24 protein-coding genes are annotated in these 20,515 nt (G+C 31.9%); 13 read left to right on the forward strand and 11 right to left on the reverse strand.

From position 1 onward, the window contains the following. Positions 1-2 precede the first annotated feature (2 nt). The 3 genes from BSF42_RS19395 to BSF42_RS19405 all read right to left on the reverse strand — a co-directional run bounded on the left by BSF42_RS19395 (position 3) and on the right by BSF42_RS19405 (position 2,699). A complete protein-coding gene (locus tag BSF42_RS19395) occupies positions 3-497 on the reverse strand; it encodes a TlpA disulfide reductase family protein (RefSeq protein WP_095954761.1) in 495 nt (164 codons plus the stop codon). 462 nt (positions 498-959) lie between these two features. Continuing rightward, positions 960-2,060, reverse strand: coding sequence for a BT_3928 family protein (locus BSF42_RS19400; RefSeq protein WP_095954762.1), 1,101 nt, complete (start codon positions 2,058-2,060; stop codon positions 960-962). A 96-nt stretch (positions 2,061-2,156) separates the two neighbouring features. Next, positions 2,157-2,699, reverse strand: a complete 543-nt coding sequence (locus BSF42_RS19405; protein ID WP_053473476.1) for a DUF1599 domain-containing protein — start codon at positions 2,697-2,699, stop codon at positions 2,157-2,159. A 224-nt stretch (positions 2,700-2,923) separates the two neighbouring features. Here BSF42_RS19405 and folP point away from each other — a divergent pair, with 224 nt between their 5' ends. Both folP and BSF42_RS19415 read left to right on the forward strand, forming a co-directional pair. Continuing rightward, positions 2,924-3,748: a dihydropteroate synthase gene (gene folP / locus BSF42_RS19410; protein WP_095954763.1), complete on the forward strand. Its 825-nt coding sequence runs from the start codon at positions 2,924-2,926 to the stop codon at positions 3,746-3,748. 138 nt (positions 3,749-3,886) lie between these two features. After that, positions 3,887-4,537, forward strand: a complete 651-nt coding sequence (locus BSF42_RS19415; RefSeq protein WP_095954764.1) for a hypothetical protein — start codon at positions 3,887-3,889, stop codon at positions 4,535-4,537. Positions 4,538-4,618: 81 nt separating this feature from the next. Here the strand turns inward: BSF42_RS19415 and rlmH are convergent, their stop codons facing one another. The 7 genes from rlmH to BSF42_RS19450 all read right to left on the reverse strand — a co-directional run bounded on the left by rlmH (position 4,619) and on the right by BSF42_RS19450 (position 10,426). Next, the gene (gene rlmH, locus BSF42_RS19420) at positions 4,619-5,092 is read right to left on the reverse strand and encodes a 23S rRNA (pseudouridine(1915)-N(3))-methyltransferase RlmH (protein WP_026982293.1); all 474 of its coding nucleotides are present in this window, start codon (positions 5,090-5,092) and stop codon (positions 4,619-4,621) included. A 207-nt stretch (positions 5,093-5,299) separates the two neighbouring features. Beyond that, entirely contained in the window at positions 5,300-5,602 is a 303-nt protein-coding gene (locus tag BSF42_RS19425; RefSeq protein WP_095954765.1) for an antibiotic biosynthesis monooxygenase, read from the reverse strand. Positions 5,603-5,829: 227 nt separating this feature from the next. Continuing rightward, positions 5,830-7,245 (reverse strand): adenosine deaminase, encoded by a 1,416-nt coding sequence (locus BSF42_RS19430; RefSeq protein ID WP_095954766.1) that lies wholly within the window; start codon positions 7,243-7,245, stop codon positions 5,830-5,832. A 239-nt stretch (positions 7,246-7,484) separates the two neighbouring features. After that, positions 7,485-7,769, reverse strand: a complete 285-nt coding sequence (locus tag BSF42_RS19435; RefSeq protein WP_095954767.1) for a GNAT family N-acetyltransferase — start codon at positions 7,767-7,769, stop codon at positions 7,485-7,487. A 6-nt stretch (positions 7,770-7,775) separates the two neighbouring features. Then, on the reverse strand, positions 7,776-8,171 hold the full coding sequence (locus BSF42_RS19440; RefSeq protein WP_095954768.1) for an OsmC family protein: 396 nt from the start codon (positions 8,169-8,171) through the stop codon (positions 7,776-7,778). Positions 8,172-8,174: 3 nt separating this feature from the next. Next, positions 8,175-9,056, reverse strand: a complete 882-nt coding sequence (locus tag BSF42_RS19445) for a pirin family protein (RefSeq protein ID WP_095954769.1) — start codon at positions 9,054-9,056, stop codon at positions 8,175-8,177. A 269-nt stretch (positions 9,057-9,325) separates the two neighbouring features. After that, a complete protein-coding gene (locus BSF42_RS19450; RefSeq protein ID WP_095954770.1) occupies positions 9,326-10,426 on the reverse strand; it encodes a DNA alkylation repair protein in 1,101 nt (366 codons plus the stop codon). A 341-nt stretch (positions 10,427-10,767) separates the two neighbouring features. On the opposite strand from BSF42_RS19450, the gene nadC reads away from it, so the two are divergent. The 7 genes from nadC to priA all read left to right on the forward strand — a co-directional run bounded on the left by nadC (position 10,768) and on the right by priA (position 16,913). Then, positions 10,768-11,625 (forward strand): carboxylating nicotinate-nucleotide diphosphorylase, encoded by an 858-nt coding sequence (nadC, locus tag BSF42_RS19455; protein WP_095954784.1) that lies wholly within the window; start codon positions 10,768-10,770, stop codon positions 11,623-11,625. Positions 11,626-11,737: 112 nt separating this feature from the next. Then, positions 11,738-12,661 carry a YihY/virulence factor BrkB family protein gene (locus BSF42_RS19460; protein ID WP_095954771.1) on the forward strand — a complete coding sequence of 308 codons (924 nt, stop codon included), beginning with the start codon at positions 11,738-11,740 and terminating at the stop codon, positions 12,659-12,661. Between the two features lies 1 nt (position 12,662). Beyond that, positions 12,663-13,091, forward strand: a complete 429-nt coding sequence (locus BSF42_RS19465; RefSeq protein ID WP_095954772.1) for a DUF2147 domain-containing protein — start codon at positions 12,663-12,665, stop codon at positions 13,089-13,091. Between the two features lie 12 nt (positions 13,092-13,103). Beyond that, a complete protein-coding gene (bla-B1-FLAV, locus tag BSF42_RS19470; protein WP_095954773.1) occupies positions 13,104-13,850 on the forward strand; it encodes a subclass B1 metallo-beta-lactamase in 747 nt (248 codons plus the stop codon). Between the two features lie 80 nt (positions 13,851-13,930). Beyond that, positions 13,931-14,167, forward strand: coding sequence for a hypothetical protein (locus tag BSF42_RS19475; protein ID WP_095954774.1), 237 nt, complete (start codon positions 13,931-13,933; stop codon positions 14,165-14,167). Beyond that, complete coding sequence (locus tag BSF42_RS19480) at positions 14,167-14,409, forward strand: PIN domain-containing protein (RefSeq protein ID WP_095954775.1); 243 nt, start codon at positions 14,167-14,169, stop codon at positions 14,407-14,409. The genes BSF42_RS19475 and BSF42_RS19480 overlap by 1 nt, the downstream gene beginning before the upstream one ends. Before the next feature lie 56 nt (positions 14,410-14,465). Further along, on the forward strand, positions 14,466-16,913 hold the full coding sequence (gene priA, locus BSF42_RS19485) for a primosomal protein N' (protein ID WP_095954776.1): 2,448 nt from the start codon (positions 14,466-14,468) through the stop codon (positions 16,911-16,913). A gap of 8 nt (positions 16,914-16,921) precedes the next feature. Here the strand turns inward: priA and BSF42_RS19490 are convergent, their stop codons facing one another. Beyond that, the gene (locus BSF42_RS19490) at positions 16,922-17,620 is read right to left on the reverse strand and encodes a LytTR family DNA-binding domain-containing protein (RefSeq protein WP_095954777.1); all 699 of its coding nucleotides are present in this window, start codon (positions 17,618-17,620) and stop codon (positions 16,922-16,924) included. A gap of 178 nt (positions 17,621-17,798) precedes the next feature. On the opposite strand from BSF42_RS19490, the gene rpsF reads away from it, so the two are divergent. The 4 genes from rpsF to BSF42_RS19510 all read left to right on the forward strand — a co-directional run bounded on the left by rpsF (position 17,799) and on the right by BSF42_RS19510 (position 19,546). Continuing rightward, positions 17,799-18,140 (forward strand): 30S ribosomal protein S6, encoded by a 342-nt coding sequence (rpsF, locus tag BSF42_RS19495; protein ID WP_007810575.1) that lies wholly within the window; start codon positions 17,799-17,801, stop codon positions 18,138-18,140. Between the two features lie 5 nt (positions 18,141-18,145). Continuing rightward, a complete protein-coding gene (rpsR, locus tag BSF42_RS19500) occupies positions 18,146-18,442 on the forward strand; it encodes a 30S ribosomal protein S18 (protein WP_002987043.1) in 297 nt (98 codons plus the stop codon). A gap of 65 nt (positions 18,443-18,507) precedes the next feature. Further along, the gene (rplI, locus tag BSF42_RS19505; RefSeq protein ID WP_095954778.1) at positions 18,508-18,948 is read left to right on the forward strand and encodes a 50S ribosomal protein L9; all 441 of its coding nucleotides are present in this window, start codon (positions 18,508-18,510) and stop codon (positions 18,946-18,948) included. A 124-nt stretch (positions 18,949-19,072) separates the two neighbouring features. Continuing rightward, positions 19,073-19,546 carry a DUF6495 family protein gene (locus BSF42_RS19510; RefSeq protein WP_095954779.1) on the forward strand — a complete coding sequence of 158 codons (474 nt, stop codon included), beginning with the start codon at positions 19,073-19,075 and terminating at the stop codon, positions 19,544-19,546. Positions 19,547-20,515 lie beyond the last annotated feature (969 nt).

Here is a 20,515-nt window from a genome sequence, read left to right on the forward strand (position 1 = left end):
TTTTATTTTAAACCTTTTAAAGTTTCCTCTATTTTAGCAAAATCAGTTTCTATGGCGCGGTAAAGCACAATTTTTCCAGTTTTGTCCACAACGATATATCTCGGAATCCAGTCTAAATCTATGGCTTTTCCAAAAAGACCTTTCATTCCATCATTCATCATATAATGATCTCCTTTTAGTTCATGTTTTTCGATTCCTGCTTTCCATTTATCAGCAGTTTTATCAGCAGAAATGAATAAGTAAGAAACACCAGGATTATTGGCTTGTAATTCTTTTAATTTCGGCATTGCTTTTACACAGTCGCCGCACCAAGAAGCCCAAACTTCAATAACTAATGTTTTTCCTTTGTATTTTTTTAAGATGTTTTTAAAAGTGGTCTGACTATCATCTGTTCCTAATAGTTTTTCAGATAAAGCTTCTTTAGAAAAATTTGTTTTCTGAGCTTGTGAACATGAGAAAGTGATAAATGCAATTACAGCAAGAGCAATTTGTTTCATATGTAAATTAAATTAATTTTTTATTAAGTACTGAATTCACAAAGTTAAACAAACAAATTGAAAGCCAAATGGAGATTAACAAAATTTGAAGAGTCACTTATTTTGTAACAAAACAAAGATTTTCGGTTAGAAAATAACGAATGAAATCGTAATAGTTGGCTGTACAATAGTGTCTTTTTTTAAATGCATTTTTTTAGTGTCAAAAAAAGAATTGATTTTTTGGATGAAAGACTAATTTTAAAGGCAAAAAAGCGTCAGATTTAAATAAAAAAGCCTTCATAAATTTTATATTATCGAAAGTCTTAATGCCTTTTATTTTAAAATTTTAAAACGCAATAAAAGAGTAGTAGAAAAGTAAATGAGAATTTTCGATTGTTTCGTAAGGGAATAATTTCTTTTCATAAAAAAAGCTGCAATATAATTGCAGCTTTTTTTATATTTATAAGGACTTTAATCTAAGTATTACAATTTCAAATCATCCACATCGTTATAATGTACTTTTTGAATAATTGTTCCGTCATGCACTACAACAATACTTGGATTTGCTCTTTCAACCGTTTTTAAAGCTGTTCCGTCACAGAAATAGAAGTCTGTATCTAGATTATATTGTTTTTTAGCTTTTGCAATTTCATCAGCTCCAGACGCTGTCATCGCTATTACTTTATACCCTTTTGCTTTTGCATCTGCGCTTACTTTTGCTAACTTTTTCATTCCCTCAGGATTTGACAAATTTAAATCGTAAGTTACAAAAATCAATAATTTAGGTTCTTTTAATAATTCTTCTTTATAATCAGAATCATCTTTTGTCATTGTAAAATCATGAATTGGCGGTACGTAACCTTCTGTAATTACTTTGTCTTTACGGTCAACGAAAGTTGCGCCTTCTGGAATATTCATTAAATCCTTCTCTGTAAATTCTTTATCAACGCCATTTACTTTGTAGATAAAAATCATTTCCACAACAGACTTTGGAGCGCCTTCTGGAATTTCCATTCCTTTTTCAATGTTTGTTCCCACTTTATACGGACGGAAATCTTTGATCGGATTGTGATTTAAAACCCAAACTGCCATAAACACACATAAAACGATGCTGATCAAAGTGATGATATTGGTACCTAATTTTGAAAATAGAGGTTTTACTAATTTTTGATTAATGAATAAAATCAAGATAAAGAAAAGTAAAACAACATCTTTTGTAAATGACTGCCAAGGTGTTAAATGTAAAGCATCACCAAAGCAACCACAGTCTTTTACTACATCAAAATAAGCGGAGTAGAAGGTAAGGAAGGTAAAGAAAACAATTAAAAGCAATAGTGCCCAGATTGTCAATTTTGATTTGTATCCAACCAATAACATTACACCTAAAACTACTTCTAAAATAACCAAGAAAATTGCTAAACCTAAAGCCAATGGCTCTAAAAATGGCATATTGAAAACCGGTTCGCTAAAATATTCCGCTAATTTATAAGAGAAACCAACCGGATCGTTTAGTTTAATTAATCCAGAAATGATAAATAATACACCCACAAATAAGCGGGAGAATTGAGTACTGATGTTTTTCATGGGGAAAGTATTAAAATTTTAAATTCCAATTTTTTAAATTCCAAATTCCAAAATCTCGTGGGAGAATTGGAATTTTGAATTTGTTTTTTGGAATTTCTATTTGTTTATAGGATTTAGGATTAGAGCAAAAACAGAATAATTAATCATATCCTGATAATTAGCGTCAATGCCTTCAGAAACTAAAGTCAGGCCTTTATTATCTTCAATTTGTTTTACGCGAAGTAATTTCTGCAGAATCAAATCGGTTAAAGAACTTACGCGCATATCGCGCCATGCTTCACCGTAATCATGATTTTTAGCTTCCATTAAGTCTTTGGTTAACTTTACTTTAGCATCATATAATTCGGTTGCTTTTTCAACATCTAAATCTGGCTGGTCAACAACGCCCAATTCCAATTGAATTAAAGCCATGATAGAATAATTGATAATTCCGATAAATTCTCCTTTTTCATCTTCATCAACTTTACGGACATCGTTTTCCTGTAAACTTCTGATTCTTTGTGCTTTTATGAAAATTTGATCAGTCAATGACGGAAGTCTTAAAATTCTCCATGCACTACCGTAATCTTTCATTTTATTGATAAATAAGGTTCTGCAGACCGTAATTACATTATCAAATTCAAGGGAAGTATTCTTCATTTATTGCTGTATATTTGCTAAAATTTCTTCAAAAATAAGGATTAAATTAAAGAGTTTCAAGTTTCATGTTTTCTTTGTTTCAAGTTTTTTCTAAACAAAGTGTTAACGGGCACAACTTGAAACTAGAAAATGGTTTAAAAGTTTCAAGTTTCAGGTTTCAAGTTCTAGAACTTACGCAATCTGCATCAACTTGAAACTTGAAACAAATAAAAACTTGAAACAAAATGCTAATAAATTGCAAAGGCGAACTTATAGATTTATCGATTCCTAAAGTAATGGGAATTTTAAATGTTACGCCAAATTCCTTCTTTGACGGAGGAAAATACAAAAACGAAGACGAAATTATTTCTCGAGTAGATAAAATGCTTTCTGAAGGCGCAGCATTTATAGATATAGGTGCCTATTCAAGCAAACCAAGTGCAGAATTTGTTTCGGAACAAGAAGAAATTGACCGAATTGTTCCTGCCATTGAATTGATTTTAAAGTATTTCCCCAAAGCTTTATTGTCGATTGATACCTTTAGAGCCGAAGTTGCAAAAGCAAGCATAGAAAGCGGCGCAGCGATTATAAACGATATTGCAGCGGGAGAACTTGACGATAAAATGTTTGAGGTAATTGCAAAATATAATGTCCCATATATAATGATGCACATGCGTGGCAATCCGCAGACGATGCAGAGTTTGACACATTATGATGATATTATAAAAGAGATGCTTTTTTATTTTTCTGAAAAAGTTAAAAAAGCAAGAGCTTTAGGGATTAATGATTTAATATTAGATCCTGGTTTCGGTTTCGCTAAAACAACGGATCAGAATTATCAAGTGATGCAGAAAATGGAACTTTTTAATTTATTAGAATTACCAGTTCTAGTCGGGATTTCAAGAAAATCTATGATTTATAAAACTTTTAATACTACGGCACAAGAAGCTTTAAACGGGACAACATTTTTAAATACCATTGCTTTGACAAAAGGAGCAAAAATATTGCGTGTTCACGATGTGAAAGAGGCTGTGGAATGTGTGACTTTGTTTGATAAACTATATTTATAATAATAAATAATCGCTTTGTTTGTCATTTCGACTAATCACACTCGAAACTCTGCAAAGATTGCCGATTTTCTATAAGGAAATACTAGTGTGATTTCTCCTTCGTCGAAATGAAAAACTTCATTCAAAAAATAAATAAACATGAAATACATAAGCTTAATTATAATCTTTCTTTTATTGTCCTGCGAAAAAAAAGAAGATGTTTTACTTCCAAAATCAAACGTAACAATTGTAAAAGAAGTAGAAGATCTATCACCAATTTACATCTTTTTTAAAACCGAAGGAAAAGACACAATTGCAGACGTAAATCGAAAAAGCAGTATCATTTCAACCAATTGGATTTTGAATATTGACAAACGTCTGCCATTAAAACTGGTAATTCCGGAGGTAATGAAACTGCAGGAAAAAAAGAGAGCCGACAGCGCCCACAAAAACGAAAATGCCGAAAATTATTATTCCTATGCAGATTCCATCGGCAAGAATTTGGCCTTTTTACCTTTCACGAAAGTGTATTATAAAATGGAAAATGTCAGTAAAAATCTCAGTCAATTGTATTTTAGAAGAAACGGAATGATAGAATATAGAGGCAGAAAAACCTATGATTTTCCTAAAAATAATTTGAAACCTTTTTTAGATAGTCTAGTAATAAATCCAAAAGCTGAAATTATATTTTCTTATGATAAAAAGATGCTTTACGGAGATTATATTCAATGTAAAATCTTGGTCAAAACGATAGTTGATCAAAAGATTCCATTCGTTTTTATAAATGAAGAAAAAGAGTATATCTACTAACAATTTTACAATTAACCAGTAACCAATTAAAGAAATCGACGATTTAACGATTAACCAATTAACCGATTAAACGATTAAACGTTACTGATGATGATAAGGTTCATTACGTAAAATCGTAAACCCGCGATACAATTGTTCGATAAAAAATAAACGCACCATTTGATGTGAAAATGTCATCAGCGAAAGCGAAATTTTACCCTGCGCCTTGCTGTAAACCGTATCAGAGAATCCGTAAGGTCCGCCAATTACAAAAACAAGCGTTTTGATTCCCGAATTCATTTTCTTTTGTAGTTCTTCTGAAAAACCAACGCTGGAGAAGTTTTTTCCGTTTTCATCCAATAAAATCAATTGATCGGTTGGCGAAAGTTTCGACAGAATCAATTCGCCTTCTTTTTCTTTTTGCTGACTTTCAGATAAGTTTTTTACGTTTTTGATATCGGGAATAATTTCTAAATCAAATTTGATGTAAAATGATAAACGTTTGGTATAATCGTCTATCAAAGTCTGAAGCGATTTATTATCTGTTTTGCCAATGGCGATAAGTTTGATATTCATTGATTATATTTTTTTGTCACGAATTTAAAAGATTTTAAACACATAGAAATATAGTTTTACTTTGTCTTTAATAGACGTTTTACTAATTATAATACACATAGCTATGTGTAAAAGTTTGCTTTTTTGTAGCCTTAAGCAGAGTATAAAAAATCTATGTTTCTATGTGTTTATTTTTTATGAAAAGATTGATCCTTTTATAAGTGCGGTCTATTTTTTATTCTCAAAGACGGTTTCAAAATGTTCTACAATAGGAAATGGTTCGTAATAATGATGTAAAATCTTTTTCCATTCCAAGTAGGCTTCAGAATTTCTAAAACCTACGGTATGATCTTCAAGCGTATTCCAGTCTACCAATAAAAGATATTTGTTTTCAACTTCCAAACATTTTTCTAAACGATGCCCTATATAACCATCAATTGATGAAATGTATTGACTTGCTTTTGTAAAATCATTTTCAAACTGATTTGCTAATTCTGGTTTTACAAATAGGAATGCGGCTTCTAGAATCATAATGTGATTTTTTTATCTGCTTGATCTGCTAAATCTGCGGGAAAAGAATTATCTCTCGCAGATTCAGCAGATTTTTTTTATTTTTTTTTAAAATCCGTGAAGTGTATTTTTCATGCAGATTTACAGATTTAAGCAGATATTATTTTTGATATTTGACCATAAAAAATCTGCGTTAATCTGCTTAAATCTGTTTAAGATCTGCGTGTAATTTAGTAAAGATAAGACACTTAGTTTTTAGAAAATTTAGCTTCAAAAGTTTTAAACCTCGCATGCAAATCTTTCAATAATTGCTTTTTAACCGCTTCATCCTGAATAAAACTGTAATTAATACTGTTGTAAACATATTGCTTTATGGTTGCATACGAAACATCCTGATATCTTTTAGCCAATAGAACATATTGTTCCGTCATGTTGCTTCTTAAAATTCCCGCATCGTCTGTACTGATTACAATTGGCACATTAAATTCTTTGTAAAGTGTAAACGGATGTCTGTTTTCTTTTACTTTCAAAATGAATTCGTTACTCACTAAATTGATTTCAATAGGAATATTGTTTTTTGACATGTATTTCAATAAATCATACGAATTAGCTTCATATGCAATATCAACCCCGTGGCCGATTCTGTTAGCGCCTGCAATATAAATGGCGTCGTTAATATGCCACGTTAAATCTTCGGGCTGCACCAAACCTAATGCCAATTCGCCTGCGTGAAGCGTGTATTTTACCTCTGGAAATTTAGAGTGACAGTATTTGAACATCACCATGTGAAGCCAATAATCTTTCATTGAATTTGATCCGTGTTCTGGAGAAACGATATTTACGCCCGCAGTAAGTTTACTTTCGTTAGAAGAAATAAAAGCAATAACCAGATTTTTAAATAAATCAACTGGTTCCATAAAACGAAGAACAAAGTTTTGATAACGCATTGTAAAGCGTTCATCATCTATTTTTAAGTCTTTATGAAGTTTTGCTAAGAAATTGGTATTGAAATCTTCAGCATATTTTTTAGTGTCTTTTTTCTGAAGTGCTTTATATAAATCGTCTAAAAGTTTCAAAACCGCTTTTTCGTCTTTTTGAGTCGAAGCCTGACGCAATTTTATATTAAAATCAGTCAAATCAGAAACATTCATGTCGCAAGGAATCGTAGATAATTGCGTTTCGATATAAGTAACATTTTCTGCAATGGCACGTTTTTTTAATTCGAGCATTCCTTCTGCAAAATGACCTGCAATAGTAGGTTCGAATTTCATAAAAGAATCAAAAAACTGATCATCAGACGGAACAGAACCGTTATAATCTTTAACCGACCAAGTCTGCATAATCTGTTGTTCGTAATAATCTAATTTTCCGTTGTTTTTAAGAGAAGAGAAGGTTTGCCAATTTCCGTTTTCAGGTTTGGTTTTAGAAACAGCCATGGTTTCTAAATTCAAATAAAAGTCTTCTGCAATGGCTCTTTCTAAAAGAGGTTCTGCATAAACTGATCCTGAAAAATGATGGTGTAAATCGCCTCCTTTTGGCATTTGTTGAAAAAAAGCTGTTAAGAGAGCTTCATTATTTCTGATTTTTTCTAAATAACTTTCAGCCGATTGAGAAAAGCCGATTTGTGCTATAAAAATACAGAAAAGCGTAATTATCCTTGTCATACTCTAAGTTTAAATTACATGCAAATATACGAGTTTTCGGGGAGATTTGAAAATCGAATTTCTTTGTGTTGTTTTTTAACGCAAAGAACGCAAGGTTTTATCCCAGACATAGCTTAATACAAATGCAAAAGTTCGCAAAGCTTTGCCTAAAAAACTTTGCGAACTTTGCGTTATTCTTTGTGTGCTTTGCGGTAAAAAAAAAAAAACTTAGAACCTAGCATCTCAGTACCTTAGAACCTTTAGGAAAACAAAACATCCCTAATATCTTCATTCTTATCAAAAACACTTTTTGCAAAAGGACAAAGCGGAATAATTTTTAGATTGTTATTTCGCGCATAATCTACTGTTGCCATAAGTAGTTTTTTTCCAACTCCTTTTCCGCTGAATTCTTCGTTAACTTCTGTGTGGTCAATTATGAATTTTGAGTCTCCAGCCCAAGTGTAGGTCATTTTTCCAGCTTCTTTTCCCTCTTCTATAGCTTCAAAACAGCCTCTTTTTATGTCGTTTATTTGATTTATTTCCATGATAATTTATACTAATGAAGTTTCTATTTTAATTGTATTTACAAGTGTTTTATGAACAGGGCAGCTGTTTGCAATTTTTAAAATTCGTTGTTTTTGAGCATCGTCTACGTTTCCATTAATTAAAATTTTCGTTGAAAACAAAGAAACGGTATGTTCTTCATTTTTGTCAAAATCGACCCAGATACTAATTTCTGAAACATCCCAGCCTTTGCGGTCAATATACATTCGCAATGTGATTAAAGTGCAGGAAGCCAAAGATGAAGCGAGAAGTTCAAACGGACTAAAACCTAAATTTTTTCCGCCCATTTCCTGCGGTTCATCTGAGATAAGAATATTGCCCGTTTTAGATGTTATTTCAGTACGATATTTTCTTGTATCGATTGTTGCTTTAATGGTGTCCATAAATTATTTGATTCTTGGTTCTGGTAATGGAACAAATTCAGTTTCGCCGGGAACTTTTGGAAAAGTCTGCGCTGTCCAGTCTGTTTTGGCTTTTTCGATTAGGTTTTTATCCGAAGAAACGAAATTCCAAAAGATAAAATGCTCTTCAGGAAATGGCTGTCCTCCGAAGATATAAACCGTAGAATTTGCAGCAATTTCAAACTCACAAAGCGTACTGTCGTTTGTAATCAAAATTTGTTTCGGATCGTAAACGTGTTCACCGCTTTTGATACTTCCTTCTAAAATATACAAACCGCTTTCGCCAAATAAATGATGTCCGATGTTGATTTTTTTAGCCTCAGTGCTTTTAATTTCAATAAAATACAACGGACTGTAAACCGGAACTGGTGATTTTTTGCCAAAAGCTTCTCCTGCAATTAATTTGTATGAAACGCCGTCTTCTTCCCAAGCCGGAATATCATCTGCCTCAACGTGCGTAAAATTCGGATCCATTTGCTCTAACTCTTTCGGAAGCGCAACCCAAATCTGCAATCCGTGAAGCATTTTGTCTGAATGTCGTAAATATTCTGGAGTTCTTTCAGAATGTACAATTCCTTTTCCGGCCGTCATCCAGTTTACGGCGCCTGGTTTTATTTCCAATTCGGTTCCTAAACTATCGCGGTGCATAATGCTTCCTTCAAACAAAAAAGTAAGCGTTGAAAGTCCGATATGCGGATGTGGAGGAACATCCATATTTTCATGATCACTTAAATGCGCTGGCCCCATATGGTCGATAAATACAAATGGTCCAACGGCTCTTTTTTCACGGAAAGGCAATAAACGCCCTACCATAAAGTTGCCAATATTGGCAGCACGTTCTTCGATTATTAAACTAATATTTGACATGGTTATATTTGATTTGAAAACAAAATTACAGCAGGCGTGCGTGTCTGTAACTTAATTTAGATTAAGAAACTTGTTTTTGGATTTTTTTCTGAATTATAAAAGTAAGGAAAATAACGAATAATTCATTTCATTTTCGTTATTGTAAAATGAGTGTAATTTTTGTCAGACTGAGCGAAGTCGAAGTCCCGCAAAGTGATTCTGCATGAGTGACTTCGACTTCGCTCAGTCTGACAATGTTGATGAATATTTTATCCTTTGAAATTGCAGTATTACTCAATCAATTCAAAATCTAAAACATTACTTTCCGTTCCATTAATAATAATCGACAATTGATGCGCTCCCGTATGAAAAACTCTCGTTGTAATCAATTTAAACGATTGATTTCTCTCAATTTTAGTTAAGTGATTTGGCTGATAAATTTTCTCACTAATTTTAAAGACTTTTTTAGCCAAATGTCCTTTTGCCTTTTTATAATGAACGGCATATTCTAAACGAATGGTTTTTGCTTCTTCATTTTTATTATTTAAGTGAAAATGAAACTGCAGATAATCGCCAATTTTTACAACAGGCGTTTTAATTTCAAAATTAGAAAGTTCAATATTGGTGCTTTCTAAACCATAATGACTTAAAATTTCAGGATGACCTTGTTTTAGTAAAGTTCGGGATCCATGTTTAATAATTCCGTCAGTTTCTTTGCTTTGCCCTTTCCACTTATTGGCGATTTCTAAAACAATCTGCGGATTATCTTTTGCAATATCATTGAGATTATTGGCAACACTTCGACGAACATATTCTGAAGGATCGTTTTTTAGATTTCCTAAAATAGGAAGAATAGAAGCGGGATCTTTTTTAAGAAATGGAATTGCCATTGCCCACGGTAATCTCGGGCGCGAACCTTCGCTTGCTAAACGGCGCACGTGATGATTTTCGTGTAAAGACCATTTTACCATTTCGGCAATCATTTGTTCTTTATATTTTAGAATAAAAGGACGGACGGCAAATTCACAGCTTATAAATTGGGTTATCGAAACAAAGGCTTTCGCCGAAGTTTTAAAATCGTCTAAACCATATATTTCGATATAATCAGCAAAGAATATGAAAGCCAGATTTCCTTCTGTAAATTTATTTTTCTTTAAATTTTCAATGATTTTATCAATTAAAGCAACGGCTTCAGGAAAACTTTGAGGCATAAATTGGTGAAACACTACGGTTGTATGTTTCATTCTTTCTTTCCATTCTTTTTGTGTAAAATCACCTTCGTAAATTGTCTCAATAAATTTTTGTTTATCGAATGCCGGATGCACTTCGGCGACAGCCTGACTAAATTTTTCGTAAAAAGAAACCGAATAAATGTCTTTAATTAATCCCATAAATTTTGCTTGATAGAACTTCAAAGATATTTAATGTTTACAATTAAAATTATAGTTTTTGTGTGAAGTTTTAAACACATAGAAACATAGGTTTTAAAATTATAGTGATGAAGGGGATTTTAAAAAATCTGGATTTTTTACACAGAGCTGATCCTGTTCAACTGTAGTGTATTGATGCAAGTGAAACTCCTGTTATCAGTTTACAAAATCTATGCTTCTATGTGTTTAAAAAAAATACGCGTTTTACCTATAAATTTAAGTTAATAAGAAACTTTTTGCAGAAAGTAAACTTTCAAATCCATAAAATATATCCTAATTTAGCATATTATAAAAATAGAAAAATGATTAGTGAAGCCCAATTTCAAGCAGAATTACAACTTTTGATAAGCAATGCCATTAGAGAAGATGTTGGTACAGGCGATTACAGTTCGCTGGCCTGTATTCCAGAAACTGCTCATGGTCAGGCAAAATTATTGGTAAAAGATCAAGGGATTATTGCTGGTGTTGAAGTTGCCAAAATGATATTTGAATACGTAGATCCGAAATTGAAAGTAAAAACTTTTATCGAAGACGGAACGCATGTAGAATTCGGAGAAGTTGTCTTTGAAGTTTCAGGAAGTTCTCAATCTATTTTAAAGGCCGAAAGAGTGGTTTTAAACACGATGCAGCGTATGTCTGCCATTGCGACAAAGACCAATCAGTACGTACAGCTTTTAGAAGGAACTGGCGCTAAAATATTAGATACTCGTAAGACAACTCCAAATTTTAGAGCGGCAGAAAAATGGGCTGTAAAAATAGGAGGAGGCGAAAACCACCGTTTTGCACTTTATGATATGGTGATGTTAAAAGACAATCATATCGATTTTGCCGGAGGCATCACGCGTGCTATTTCAAAAACAAAAGAATATCTGAAAGAAAATAATCTTGATTTAAAGATCATTGTTGAAGCTCGTAATTTAGATGAAATAAGAGAGATTTTATTGAGCGACGGCGTTCATAGAATCCTGATTGATAACTTTAATTATGAAGATACTAAAACTGCAGTAAAATTGATCGGTTTAAAATGCCAGACAGAATCTTCAGGAAATATCAATGAAAAAACCATTCGCGAATATGCTTTGTGCGGTGTAAATTATATTTCGTCTGGAGCGTTAACGCATTCTGTCTACAACATGGATTTGAGTCTTAAAGCATTTTAAAATGAGTAGTCGTGAGTTGTAAGTTTTGAGTTTAAAAATTCTATTTCAAAGCTCTTAAAAGCTATAATCTAAACTCTCAATCCTGAGGATTCGGGACTAAAATCAAAAAAATATGTCGAAAGAGATAGAAGCTCGGATTGAAAAACTGCCTGTAATACGCAACCTGGCTCGGTTTTTAAAGAGAATAAAACTCCCTTGGTTAGAGGGATTTTCTTTGTACGATTTGCTTGAAATGTATACTTTAGGAATTCTTGAAGGTGCATTTTCGTATCATGCCAGTGCGGTTTCTTTCAGTTTTTTTATGGCTTTGTTTCCTTTTGCCTTATTTATTTTAAACTTAATTCCGTTTATTCCTATAGATAATTTTCAAGAAGATTTTCTACAGTTTGTACAGCAGGGAGTACCTCCAAATACATATGATGCAATTAGTAAAATTATCAGTGATATCTTGAATAATAGTCACTCAGGGTTATTATCGTCGGGATTTTTGCTTTCCATTTTTTTAATGGCAAATGGTATTAATGGAATTTTGAGTGGTTTTGAATCGTCTAAGCATGTTTTTGATAAACGTGGTTTTTTTAGTCAATATCTTGTGGCGCTTGCCATTTCGCTTGTTATGACTATTATTTTGTTTGTCACAGTAGCTACAATTGTTGTATTCGAGGTATTTATTCAAAAAACAATTATTCAGGATGTGTTGAGCGACAGGATTCCGTTGATTATTTTGGGTCGATATTTGTTTGTTATCTTGATGATATTGATAACGTCTTCAATATTATTGCGTTATGGTACAAAACAATATAATAAAGTTCCTTTTATAAGTATTGGATCTGTTTTTACGACGATCCTAATTGTTATATCTTCGTTCTTTTTTGGGATTTGGGTTATAAAATTTTCGAAATATAACGAACTTTATGGTTCTATTGGAACATTATTAATTCTAATGTTTTATATTTGGATAAACTGTATGATTCTGCTTTTAGGGTTCGAATTGAATGCTTCTATCAGAAAATTAAAACAAAAAAAAGAAAAATAATATGAAAAATTTGATGCTAACTATCGGAGTGTTCTTCTTTGCCTTGACCATGCAAAGTCAAAGTGTAATTGGAAAATGGAAAACAATTGACGATGAAACAGGTGAAGCAAAATCTATTGTAGAGATTTACGAAAAGTCTGGAAAAATATATGGTAAGGTCATAGAAATTCTTCGCGAAAACCACAAAAAAGATGCGTGTGTAAAGTGTGAAGGGGCAAATAAAAATAAACCGATTTTAGGAATGGTAATTATCAACGATCTTAAAAAAGACGGTTCAGAATATAACGGCGGAACAATTTTAGACCCAACAAGCGGGAAAAAATACAAATGTTATATCGCATTAGAATCTGGAGACAAATTAAAACTTCGCGGTTATGTGGGAGTTTCTATAATGGGAAGAACACAATACTGGACTCGAGTGAAAAATTAATTGAAATAATACATGCGAAAATTAGCTTCGATAATTTTATTCTTAGTCCTAGTTTCAAATAGTTTTGGACAATCTAAGAATTCGCCATTACAAATAAGTCATCTTACGGGTGACTTTTATGTTTATAGAACTTTTAGCAATTACAAAGGCACTAAAATTTCTGCCAATGCCATGTATCTGGTTACAGATAAAGGTGTTGTTTTGTTTGATGCGCCTTGGGATACAACACAGTTTCAGCCATTGTTAGACAGTATAAAAGCGAAACATAATAAAGAAGTTGTGATGCTTTTTGCCACGCATTCGCATGATGATCGTGCCGGCGGATTTGATTTTTACAGAAAGAAAGGTGTGAAAACCTATTCGATTAAGTTGACAGATGATATTCTTAAAAAAGAAAAGAAACCGAGAGCCGAATTTATAATTCCAAATGACACAACTTTTACAGTTGGACAGCATACTTTTGAAGTGTATTATCCAGGAAAAGGACATGCATCAGATAATATTGTGGCTTGGTTTAATAAAGAAAAAGTACTTTATGGAGGTTGTTTTATAAAAAGTGCCGAAGCAAAAGATTTAGGGTATTTGGGTGATTCTAATGTAAAAGAATGGAAACAATCGATTGGTAAAGTGAAATCAAAATTTAAAAATCCAGTTTATATTATTGCAGGTCATGATGATTGGAAAAATACGAATTCTTTAAATCATACTTTGGAATTAGTTAATTCGTATTTGGCTCAAAAATCTTCAGGAAAAAAGTAACTTTTTTAATGTTTACTATTCATGTTTTAAAGTCTAAAAATAGTTTAATTTTGTAATTCTAAATAATAAAGAGAAATAGAATGACTGTAACAGATAAAAATATACTGGAGGCTTACTCAAGCTTATTTGAGGGGCTTAGTTTTTCTAATAAGATTGAGCTTATAGAAAGACTGACAAAATCTATTAAAGGTAATAAATCGAAAGAGAATAATTTTTATAAATCTTTTGGAGCTTTTGCATCCGAAAAATCTGCAGAAGAAATTGTTTCTGAAATAAAAGCTAATAGAAACTTTAAGAATAAGGAAATTAAGTTTTAATGGGATATTTACTAGATACAAGTATTTGTGTTTTCTTTCTTAGAGGAAAACTTAATCTTGATAAAATGCTAAAGGAGATTGGTTTGGAGAATTGTTATATTTCTGAAATAACAGTTGCTGAACTACGCTTTGGAGCAGAAAATAGTGATGATACCGTAAAATCTAATAAAGCTGTTGATGTTTTCTTAAAAGGATTAATCATACTGCCAATTTTTGGTTCAATTAAAAGATATGCTTTTTGAAAGGTAAATATTTTTGATTTTTCAAATTCATTTCCGCAATCTTTATAAATATCAACATGTTTTTTATCGAAGTTATTTTACCGCTTTCTTTAGCAAAAACCTTTACATATCGCGTTTCTGAGGCCGAATTCCATTATATTAAAAAAGGGATGAGGGTTGCGGTGCCTTTTGGTAAAAACAAAATTTATACGGCTCTTGTGTTGGATATACATGAGAACGCGCCAACATTATATGAAGCAAAAGAAATTCATCAAATCTTAGATGAAAATCCAATAGCAACCGAAATTCAGATTAAACACTGGCTTTGGGTTGCCAATTATTATATGTGCGGTATTGGCGATGTTTATCGCGGTGCTTTTCCAACAGGATTATTATTGGAAAGTGAAACAATTGTTTCGCATAAACCAGAAGTTCTCGTTAATGATTCAGAACTTTCTGACGACGAGTTTTTGATATATGAAGCATTACAGCATCAAAGTTCGCTTAAGGTTCAGGAAATTGCTTCCATTTTAAATAGAAAAAACATTCTGCCTATTCTTCAGAAATTAATAGCGAAAGATATTATTGTTTTAGAAGAAGAAATAAAAGAAATTTATAAACCAAAATTGGTTCGATATGTAAAATTACATTCGCAATACGAAACAGATCAAGGCTTGCAAGAATTGCTGGAAGTATTAAAAAAAGATAAGCAAAAGGAAATTGTCTTGAATTACTTTCAACTCAGTGCTTCCGAAAAGAAACCTATCACCGATAAAAAATTGGCAGAAGTTTCGGGATGTACTTCGGCTGTCATCAAAACTTTGGTTAAGAATGAAATCTTCGAAGAATATTATTTACAGCAAGACCGAATTACATTTAACGGAGAGAAAACAGAAAAAGAACTTCGGTTAAGTGAAGCTCAGGAAAATGCTTTTGTCGCCATAAAAGAGAGTTTTTTAGAGAAAGAAGTTTCTTTGCTTCATGGTGTAACTTCAAGCGGAAAGACTGAAATTTATATCAAATTAATTGAAGAATATCTGCAGACAGGAAGACAAGTTTTGTATCTGCTTCCTGAAATTGCACTTACAACGCAATTGGTTTCTCGTTTACGACTTCATTTTGGAGATAAAGTGGCTGTTTTTCATTCTAAATACAGTAATAATGAACGTGTTGAGGTTTGGAGGCAAACGCTCGAAAATTCAGAAAAAGCACAAATTGTAATAGGAGCAAGGTCTGCATTGTTTCTGCCTTTTAATGATTTGGGATTATTGATTGTTGATGAAGAGCACGAACAGACTTTTAAGCAGACAGATCCTGCGCCGAGATACCACGCCAGAGATGCAGCAATTGTTTTGGCTAATTTTCATAATGCTAAAGTTTTATTAGGTTCTGCAACTCCAAGTATTGAGACATATTTTAATGCTCAAAATGAAAAATACGGGCTAATTACACTTTCAGAACGTTATAAAAATGTTCGCATGCCCGAGGTTCTTTTGGTTGATTTGAAAGACAAGCATTTCAGGAAAAGAATGACAGGGCATTTTAGTGACCTTTTAATTGAAGAAATTGCAGAAGCTTTGTCTTTGGGCGAGCAGGTAATTTTATTTCAAAACAGAAGAGGATATTCGCCTATAATAGAATGTTTGACTTGCGGTCACGTGCCGCATTGCCAGCAGTGCGATGTGAGTTTAACGTATCATAAACACAAAAATCAGCTTCGTTGTCATTACTGCGGTTATTCTATTGCAAAGCCAACAAATTGTCACAGCTGTTCGAGTATAGATTTGACTACAAAAGGTTTTGGAACGGAACAAATAGAGCAGGAGTTGTTATCTCTTTTTCCAAAGGCAAAAACGGCGCGAATGGATCAGGATACAACCCGGGGAAAATATGGTTTTGAAAAGATTATAGATACATTTAAAAATAGAGAAATCGATATTTTGGTCGGAACACAAATGCTGGCCAAAGGTTTGGATTTTGATAATGTGAGTCTGGTTGGAATTATGAATGCAGATAATATGCTCCATCATCCCGATTTTAGAGCTTTTGAACGCAGTTTTCAAATGATGACGCAAGTTGCTGGAAGAGCCGGAAGATCTGAAAAGCAAGGGAAGGTTGTTATTCAAACCTATAATCCAGATCATAATACAATTCAGCAAGTTACAAACCATAATTATATAGGTATGTATAAGGAACAGTTGTACGATCGACAAATTTATAAATACCCACCTTATTTCAGAATTATAAAACTGACTTTAAAACACAAAGAATTTGAGAAGCTAAAAGAAGGATCGATGTGGCTGTATCAAGTTTTGAGTCAAAATCTTGGAATGCCTGTATTGGGACCTGAAGAACCTGCAATAAGCAGAATCAGGAATGAATATATAAGAACTATCCTGGTTAAGATTCCGAATAACCTGCATTTAGGAAACACAAAAAAAACTATTCAGAAAATGTTGAATAGTTTTGAAGCTGTTGCTCAATACAGAGCTATAAAAGTTGTGATTAACGTAGATTTCTATTAATTGTAAAATTAAGAAGACGTAGAAAGTGCTCTTACTAAATCTTCTTTTTTGTTTCGGCTTAACGGTATTTTAGTAATACCGATTTCAGCAAATTTGCTATTGAAACGCTCTACTTTATCTATATTAATAATATATGATTTGTGTACACGAATAAACTTATCTTTTGATAAGTCATTTTCAAAAGATTTCATTGTAGAAAGAACAAGGTTGCTGTCATCTTCTGTAACGACTCTTACGTAATCTCCAAAAGCTTCAATCCATTTTATTTTTGAAGTGAAAATTTTAAGTTTTTTAAGATTACTTTTGATGAAAATATGTTCGCCTTCTTCTTCTTTGACATCTTTTTTAAGAAGATGCATATCGATAGCCCTTTTAACAGAAGCATTAAAGCGGTCAACGGCAATTGGTTTCTGCAGATAATCTGTAGCGTCGTAGTCGAAAGCTTTCAAGGCATATTCAGCTTTAGAAGTAATAAATATAATCTGCGGTTTTGTTTTTAGTCCGTCAAGGAAGTCAAAACCGTTAATAACAGGCATTTCTATATCAAGGAATATAAGATCAATATTATTTAATGAGATACAGCTTTTTGCTTCAATAGCATTAGAGAAGTCACCGATTAAATGCAAGCCTGGGTGATTATTAACCAGTTTGGCAATAATTGTCCTTTGTATAGAACTATCATCTACAACAACACAGTTTAGTTTCATAACTTTTTAAATTTAGAATAAATTCAGGATAGCAGTAGTAAATGTATTATTTTTTTGGAAAAAAAACTAAAATGAACGCACATTTTTTGTATTATGACGAATAAAAGTAAAAAAGTGTTGTGTATTTAAATATAATGATTACTTTTGCACCCAATTTTAACAAATAAATATCGTATTTATGAATCATTATGAAACTGTTTTCATTTTAAATCCCGTTTTATCTGAGGTTCAGGTGAAGGAAACAGTAACGAAATTTGAAGAATTTCTTACTAGTAGAGGAGCTGAAATGGTGTCGAAAGAGGATTGGGGTCTGAAAAAAATGGCTTACGAAATCCAAAACAAAAAAAGTGGTTTTTATCACTTATTCGAATTCAAAGTAGCTGGAGAAGTTCTAATTGCTTTTGAAACTGAATTTAGACGTGACGAAAGAGTTATGCGTTTCTTAACTGTAAGTTTAGACAAGCATGCTATTTCATGGGCGGAAAGAAGAAGAGCAAAATTAAAATCTACTAAAGCTTAATTATTATGTCTACAATAGAGCAATCTGCAAAAGGAAAAAAAGACGGAGATATCAGATATTTAACGCCTTTAAACATTGAAACTAACAAAACTAAAAAGTATTGCCGTTTCAAAAAATCAGGAATCAAATATATCGATTATAAAGATGCTGATTTCTTATTGAAATTCGTTAATGAGCAAGGAAAAATTCTTCCTCGTCGTTTAACTGGAACTTCATTAAAATACCAAAGAAAAGTTTCTGTAGCTGTAAAAAGAGCTCGTCACTTAGCTTTAATGCCATACGTGGCCGATTTATTAAAATAATTAAAAACTATAGTCGCTGGTTTCTGTTATGCAGAACCTAACTTCTAAAATATAAGGACAACAACATGGAACTTATTTTAAAACAAGACGTACAAAACTTAGGATTTAAAGATGATGTAGTATCAGTTAAAGCTGGTTACGGTCGTAACTTTTTAATTCCTCAAGGATTCGCGCATTTAGCTACACCTTCTGCAAAGAAAGTTTTGGCTGAAAACCTAAAACAAAGAGCACACAAAGAAGCTAAAGTTGTTGCTGATGCAAAAGCATTAGCTGAAACTTTAAAAGCTCTTGAAATTAAACTTACTGCAAAAGCTGGTGGAGAGAAACTTTTTGGTTCTATCACTAATATCGATATTGCTGAAGCTTTAGAGAAATCTGGAAATGCTATCGATAGAAAATTCATCACTAGTGGTATTGTTAAACGTACAGGAAAATACAGCGCTAGCATCCGTTTACACAGAGATGTAATTGTTGAATTACCATACGAAATTGTTGCTGAAAAGTAATAGTTTTAAAATCTATACTGAAATCCCGATGTAAATCGGGATTTTTTTTTACAATAAATAATTTAGACTTTAAGTTATTAAGCCATATACTGCTTATAGCTTACAGCGTAAAGCTTGAAAAGAAATGAAATACGCAAGATTAACAAAAGAACAGTTTGATGAATTGCATGCTGAATTTGCAAGTTTTTTGGCAGCGCAGGCAATTGATAGAAAAGAATGGGAAGAGCTTAAAGTGAATAAGCCAGAGGTTGCTGAGCAGGAGCTAGATGTTTTTTCAGATTTAATTTGGGAAGGCGTGTTAAGCAGGGCAGAATATCTGGAGCATTTTTCTAAAAATCATATCTTTTTGTTTCATTGTTTTGATACCTATATCCAATCAATTGTTTTGAAATCGCTTTCTCCTGAGACTGATTTTTTAACAAAAGAAGGACTCCAATGGTTAAGCGATAATATGTTTACAGATGCTATCGAAATGAAAGTTGGAAAGAAAGTGTTTACAGAAGAGAGAAATAGTTCCATTTTTGAATTGATTAAACAGGGAGCATTTTTGAGCGACGGACAGTTATTTAATCAGATCAATACAATTATCGAGTCATAATTTATTAAAAACTGACTTTTTTACTTTTAAAAAGGCAAACAATTGATTGTTAATTGTTTGCCTTTTTTTTATTTTTTTAACTTTTGTTTAAAGTTTAATTAAAGTTTTACCCCGTATTTATACTTGTTTTTTTTGAATCTTTCAATGTTTTTAAAAATAAATATCAAAATTTACAATTATGATGTATTTGGTCTGGATTGCGAATAATTTGGTCGATAAAATTTGTTGTAATGTAGGATTATACTTTATTTTGTTCTATTTAACACTTTTTGTTGAACTTTTATTTAAGAAATTATTTACGTCTTAATTTTGTTAAAACTGTAGGTTTTTCTGATATTTTCAGAGGTTACAAAGATGTATGTTTTTATTTAAGAAATAAATTATAGGAATTTTATTCTTGTTTTGTGTTTGTGTTTTTTCTAATTTTAAAATACGAAAGTTAAACAAAGTTTTGCTTTAGTATTTTTTCAAAAACATAATGGCTTAAAATAGTTTTTATAAACTCATATTTCAAAGTATGTTTATTGAGATTGAAATTTTTAAACTATAAAATAATTTAATAAATCTGCATATGGAATTGACAATTACTTTCTTCATCAAATTTACTTTAGTTGTTCATTTTATTTTAGCTTTATTATTTATTCTATTAAGCTTACTTCGTCTCAATAATGAGCCTTCTGGTTATGTGATAACTAAATCTAATTTTTTATCTGATATTTTCATTTTTATTTTACCGTTCTTTTTCAGCCCGTTTCGGAAGTTGATAAAGAACCGTAATCTTTTATATTGACAATAAGTATTGTTCAAGTCTTAAGTATCTTATTACAAAAGGTTGTAAAGAATGATTAATCACCTTTCTTTAGAATATTGAACTTAAATATATAAAAAGAGAATTCCCCCAATTCTACGTCAACTAAAAATTTTCATTATGAAAATTAGACCTGCATCAAATCACTCCTCTTGGAAAAC

This window comes from Flavobacterium sp. ACN6 (genome assembly GCF_002304005.1).
Classification (GTDB): Bacteria; Bacteroidota; Bacteroidia; order Flavobacteriales; family Flavobacteriaceae; genus Flavobacterium.

Excerpts from the sequence above, each read along its gene's own strand:
- BSF42_RS19395 (WP_095954761.1), bottom strand. The coding sequence starts at position 497 with ATGAAACAAATTGCTCTTGCTGTAATTGCATTTATCACTTTCTCATGT.
- BSF42_RS19400 (WP_095954762.1), bottom strand. The coding sequence starts at position 2,060 with ATGAAAAACATCAGTACTCAATTCTCCCGCTTATTTGTGGGTGTATTA.
- BSF42_RS19405 (WP_053473476.1), bottom strand. The coding sequence starts at position 2,699 with ATGAAGAATACTTCCCTTGAATTTGATAATGTAATTACGGTCTGCAGA.
- folP (WP_095954763.1), top strand. The coding sequence starts at position 2,924 with ATGCTAATAAATTGCAAAGGCGAACTTATAGATTTATCGATTCCTAAA.
- BSF42_RS19415 (WP_095954764.1), top strand. The coding sequence starts at position 3,887 with ATGAAATACATAAGCTTAATTATAATCTTTCTTTTATTGTCCTGCGAA.
- rlmH (WP_026982293.1), bottom strand. The coding sequence starts at position 5,092 with ATGAATATCAAACTTATCGCCATTGGCAAAACAGATAATAAATCGCTT.
- BSF42_RS19425 (WP_095954765.1), bottom strand. The coding sequence starts at position 5,602 with ATGATTCTAGAAGCCGCATTCCTATTTGTAAAACCAGAATTAGCAAAT.
- BSF42_RS19430 (WP_095954766.1), bottom strand. The coding sequence starts at position 7,245 with ATGACAAGGATAATTACGCTTTTCTGTATTTTTATAGCACAAATCGGC.
- BSF42_RS19435 (WP_095954767.1), bottom strand. The coding sequence starts at position 7,769 with ATGGAAATAAATCAAATAAACGACATAAAAAGAGGCTGTTTTGAAGCT.
- BSF42_RS19440 (WP_095954768.1), bottom strand. The coding sequence starts at position 8,171 with ATGGACACCATTAAAGCAACAATCGATACAAGAAAATATCGTACTGAA.
- BSF42_RS19445 (WP_095954769.1), bottom strand. The coding sequence starts at position 9,056 with ATGTCAAATATTAGTTTAATAATCGAAGAACGTGCTGCCAATATTGGC.
- BSF42_RS19450 (WP_095954770.1), bottom strand. The coding sequence starts at position 10,426 with ATGGGATTAATTAAAGACATTTATTCGGTTTCTTTTTACGAAAAATTT.
- nadC (WP_095954784.1), top strand. The coding sequence starts at position 10,768 with ATGATTAGTGAAGCCCAATTTCAAGCAGAATTACAACTTTTGATAAGC.
- BSF42_RS19460 (WP_095954771.1), top strand. The coding sequence starts at position 11,738 with ATGTCGAAAGAGATAGAAGCTCGGATTGAAAAACTGCCTGTAATACGC.
- BSF42_RS19465 (WP_095954772.1), top strand. The coding sequence starts at position 12,663 with ATGAAAAATTTGATGCTAACTATCGGAGTGTTCTTCTTTGCCTTGACC.
- bla-B1-FLAV (WP_095954773.1), top strand. The coding sequence starts at position 13,104 with ATGCGAAAATTAGCTTCGATAATTTTATTCTTAGTCCTAGTTTCAAAT.
- BSF42_RS19475 (WP_095954774.1), top strand. The coding sequence starts at position 13,931 with ATGACTGTAACAGATAAAAATATACTGGAGGCTTACTCAAGCTTATTT.
- BSF42_RS19480 (WP_095954775.1), top strand. The coding sequence starts at position 14,167 with ATGGGATATTTACTAGATACAAGTATTTGTGTTTTCTTTCTTAGAGGA.
- priA (WP_095954776.1), top strand. The coding sequence starts at position 14,466 with ATGTTTTTTATCGAAGTTATTTTACCGCTTTCTTTAGCAAAAACCTTT.
- BSF42_RS19490 (WP_095954777.1), bottom strand. The coding sequence starts at position 17,620 with ATGAAACTAAACTGTGTTGTTGTAGATGATAGTTCTATACAAAGGACA.
- rpsF (WP_007810575.1), top strand. The coding sequence starts at position 17,799 with ATGAATCATTATGAAACTGTTTTCATTTTAAATCCCGTTTTATCTGAG.
- rpsR (WP_002987043.1), top strand. The coding sequence starts at position 18,146 with ATGTCTACAATAGAGCAATCTGCAAAAGGAAAAAAAGACGGAGATATC.
- rplI (WP_095954778.1), top strand. The coding sequence starts at position 18,508 with ATGGAACTTATTTTAAAACAAGACGTACAAAACTTAGGATTTAAAGAT.
- BSF42_RS19510 (WP_095954779.1), top strand. The coding sequence starts at position 19,073 with ATGAAATACGCAAGATTAACAAAAGAACAGTTTGATGAATTGCATGCT.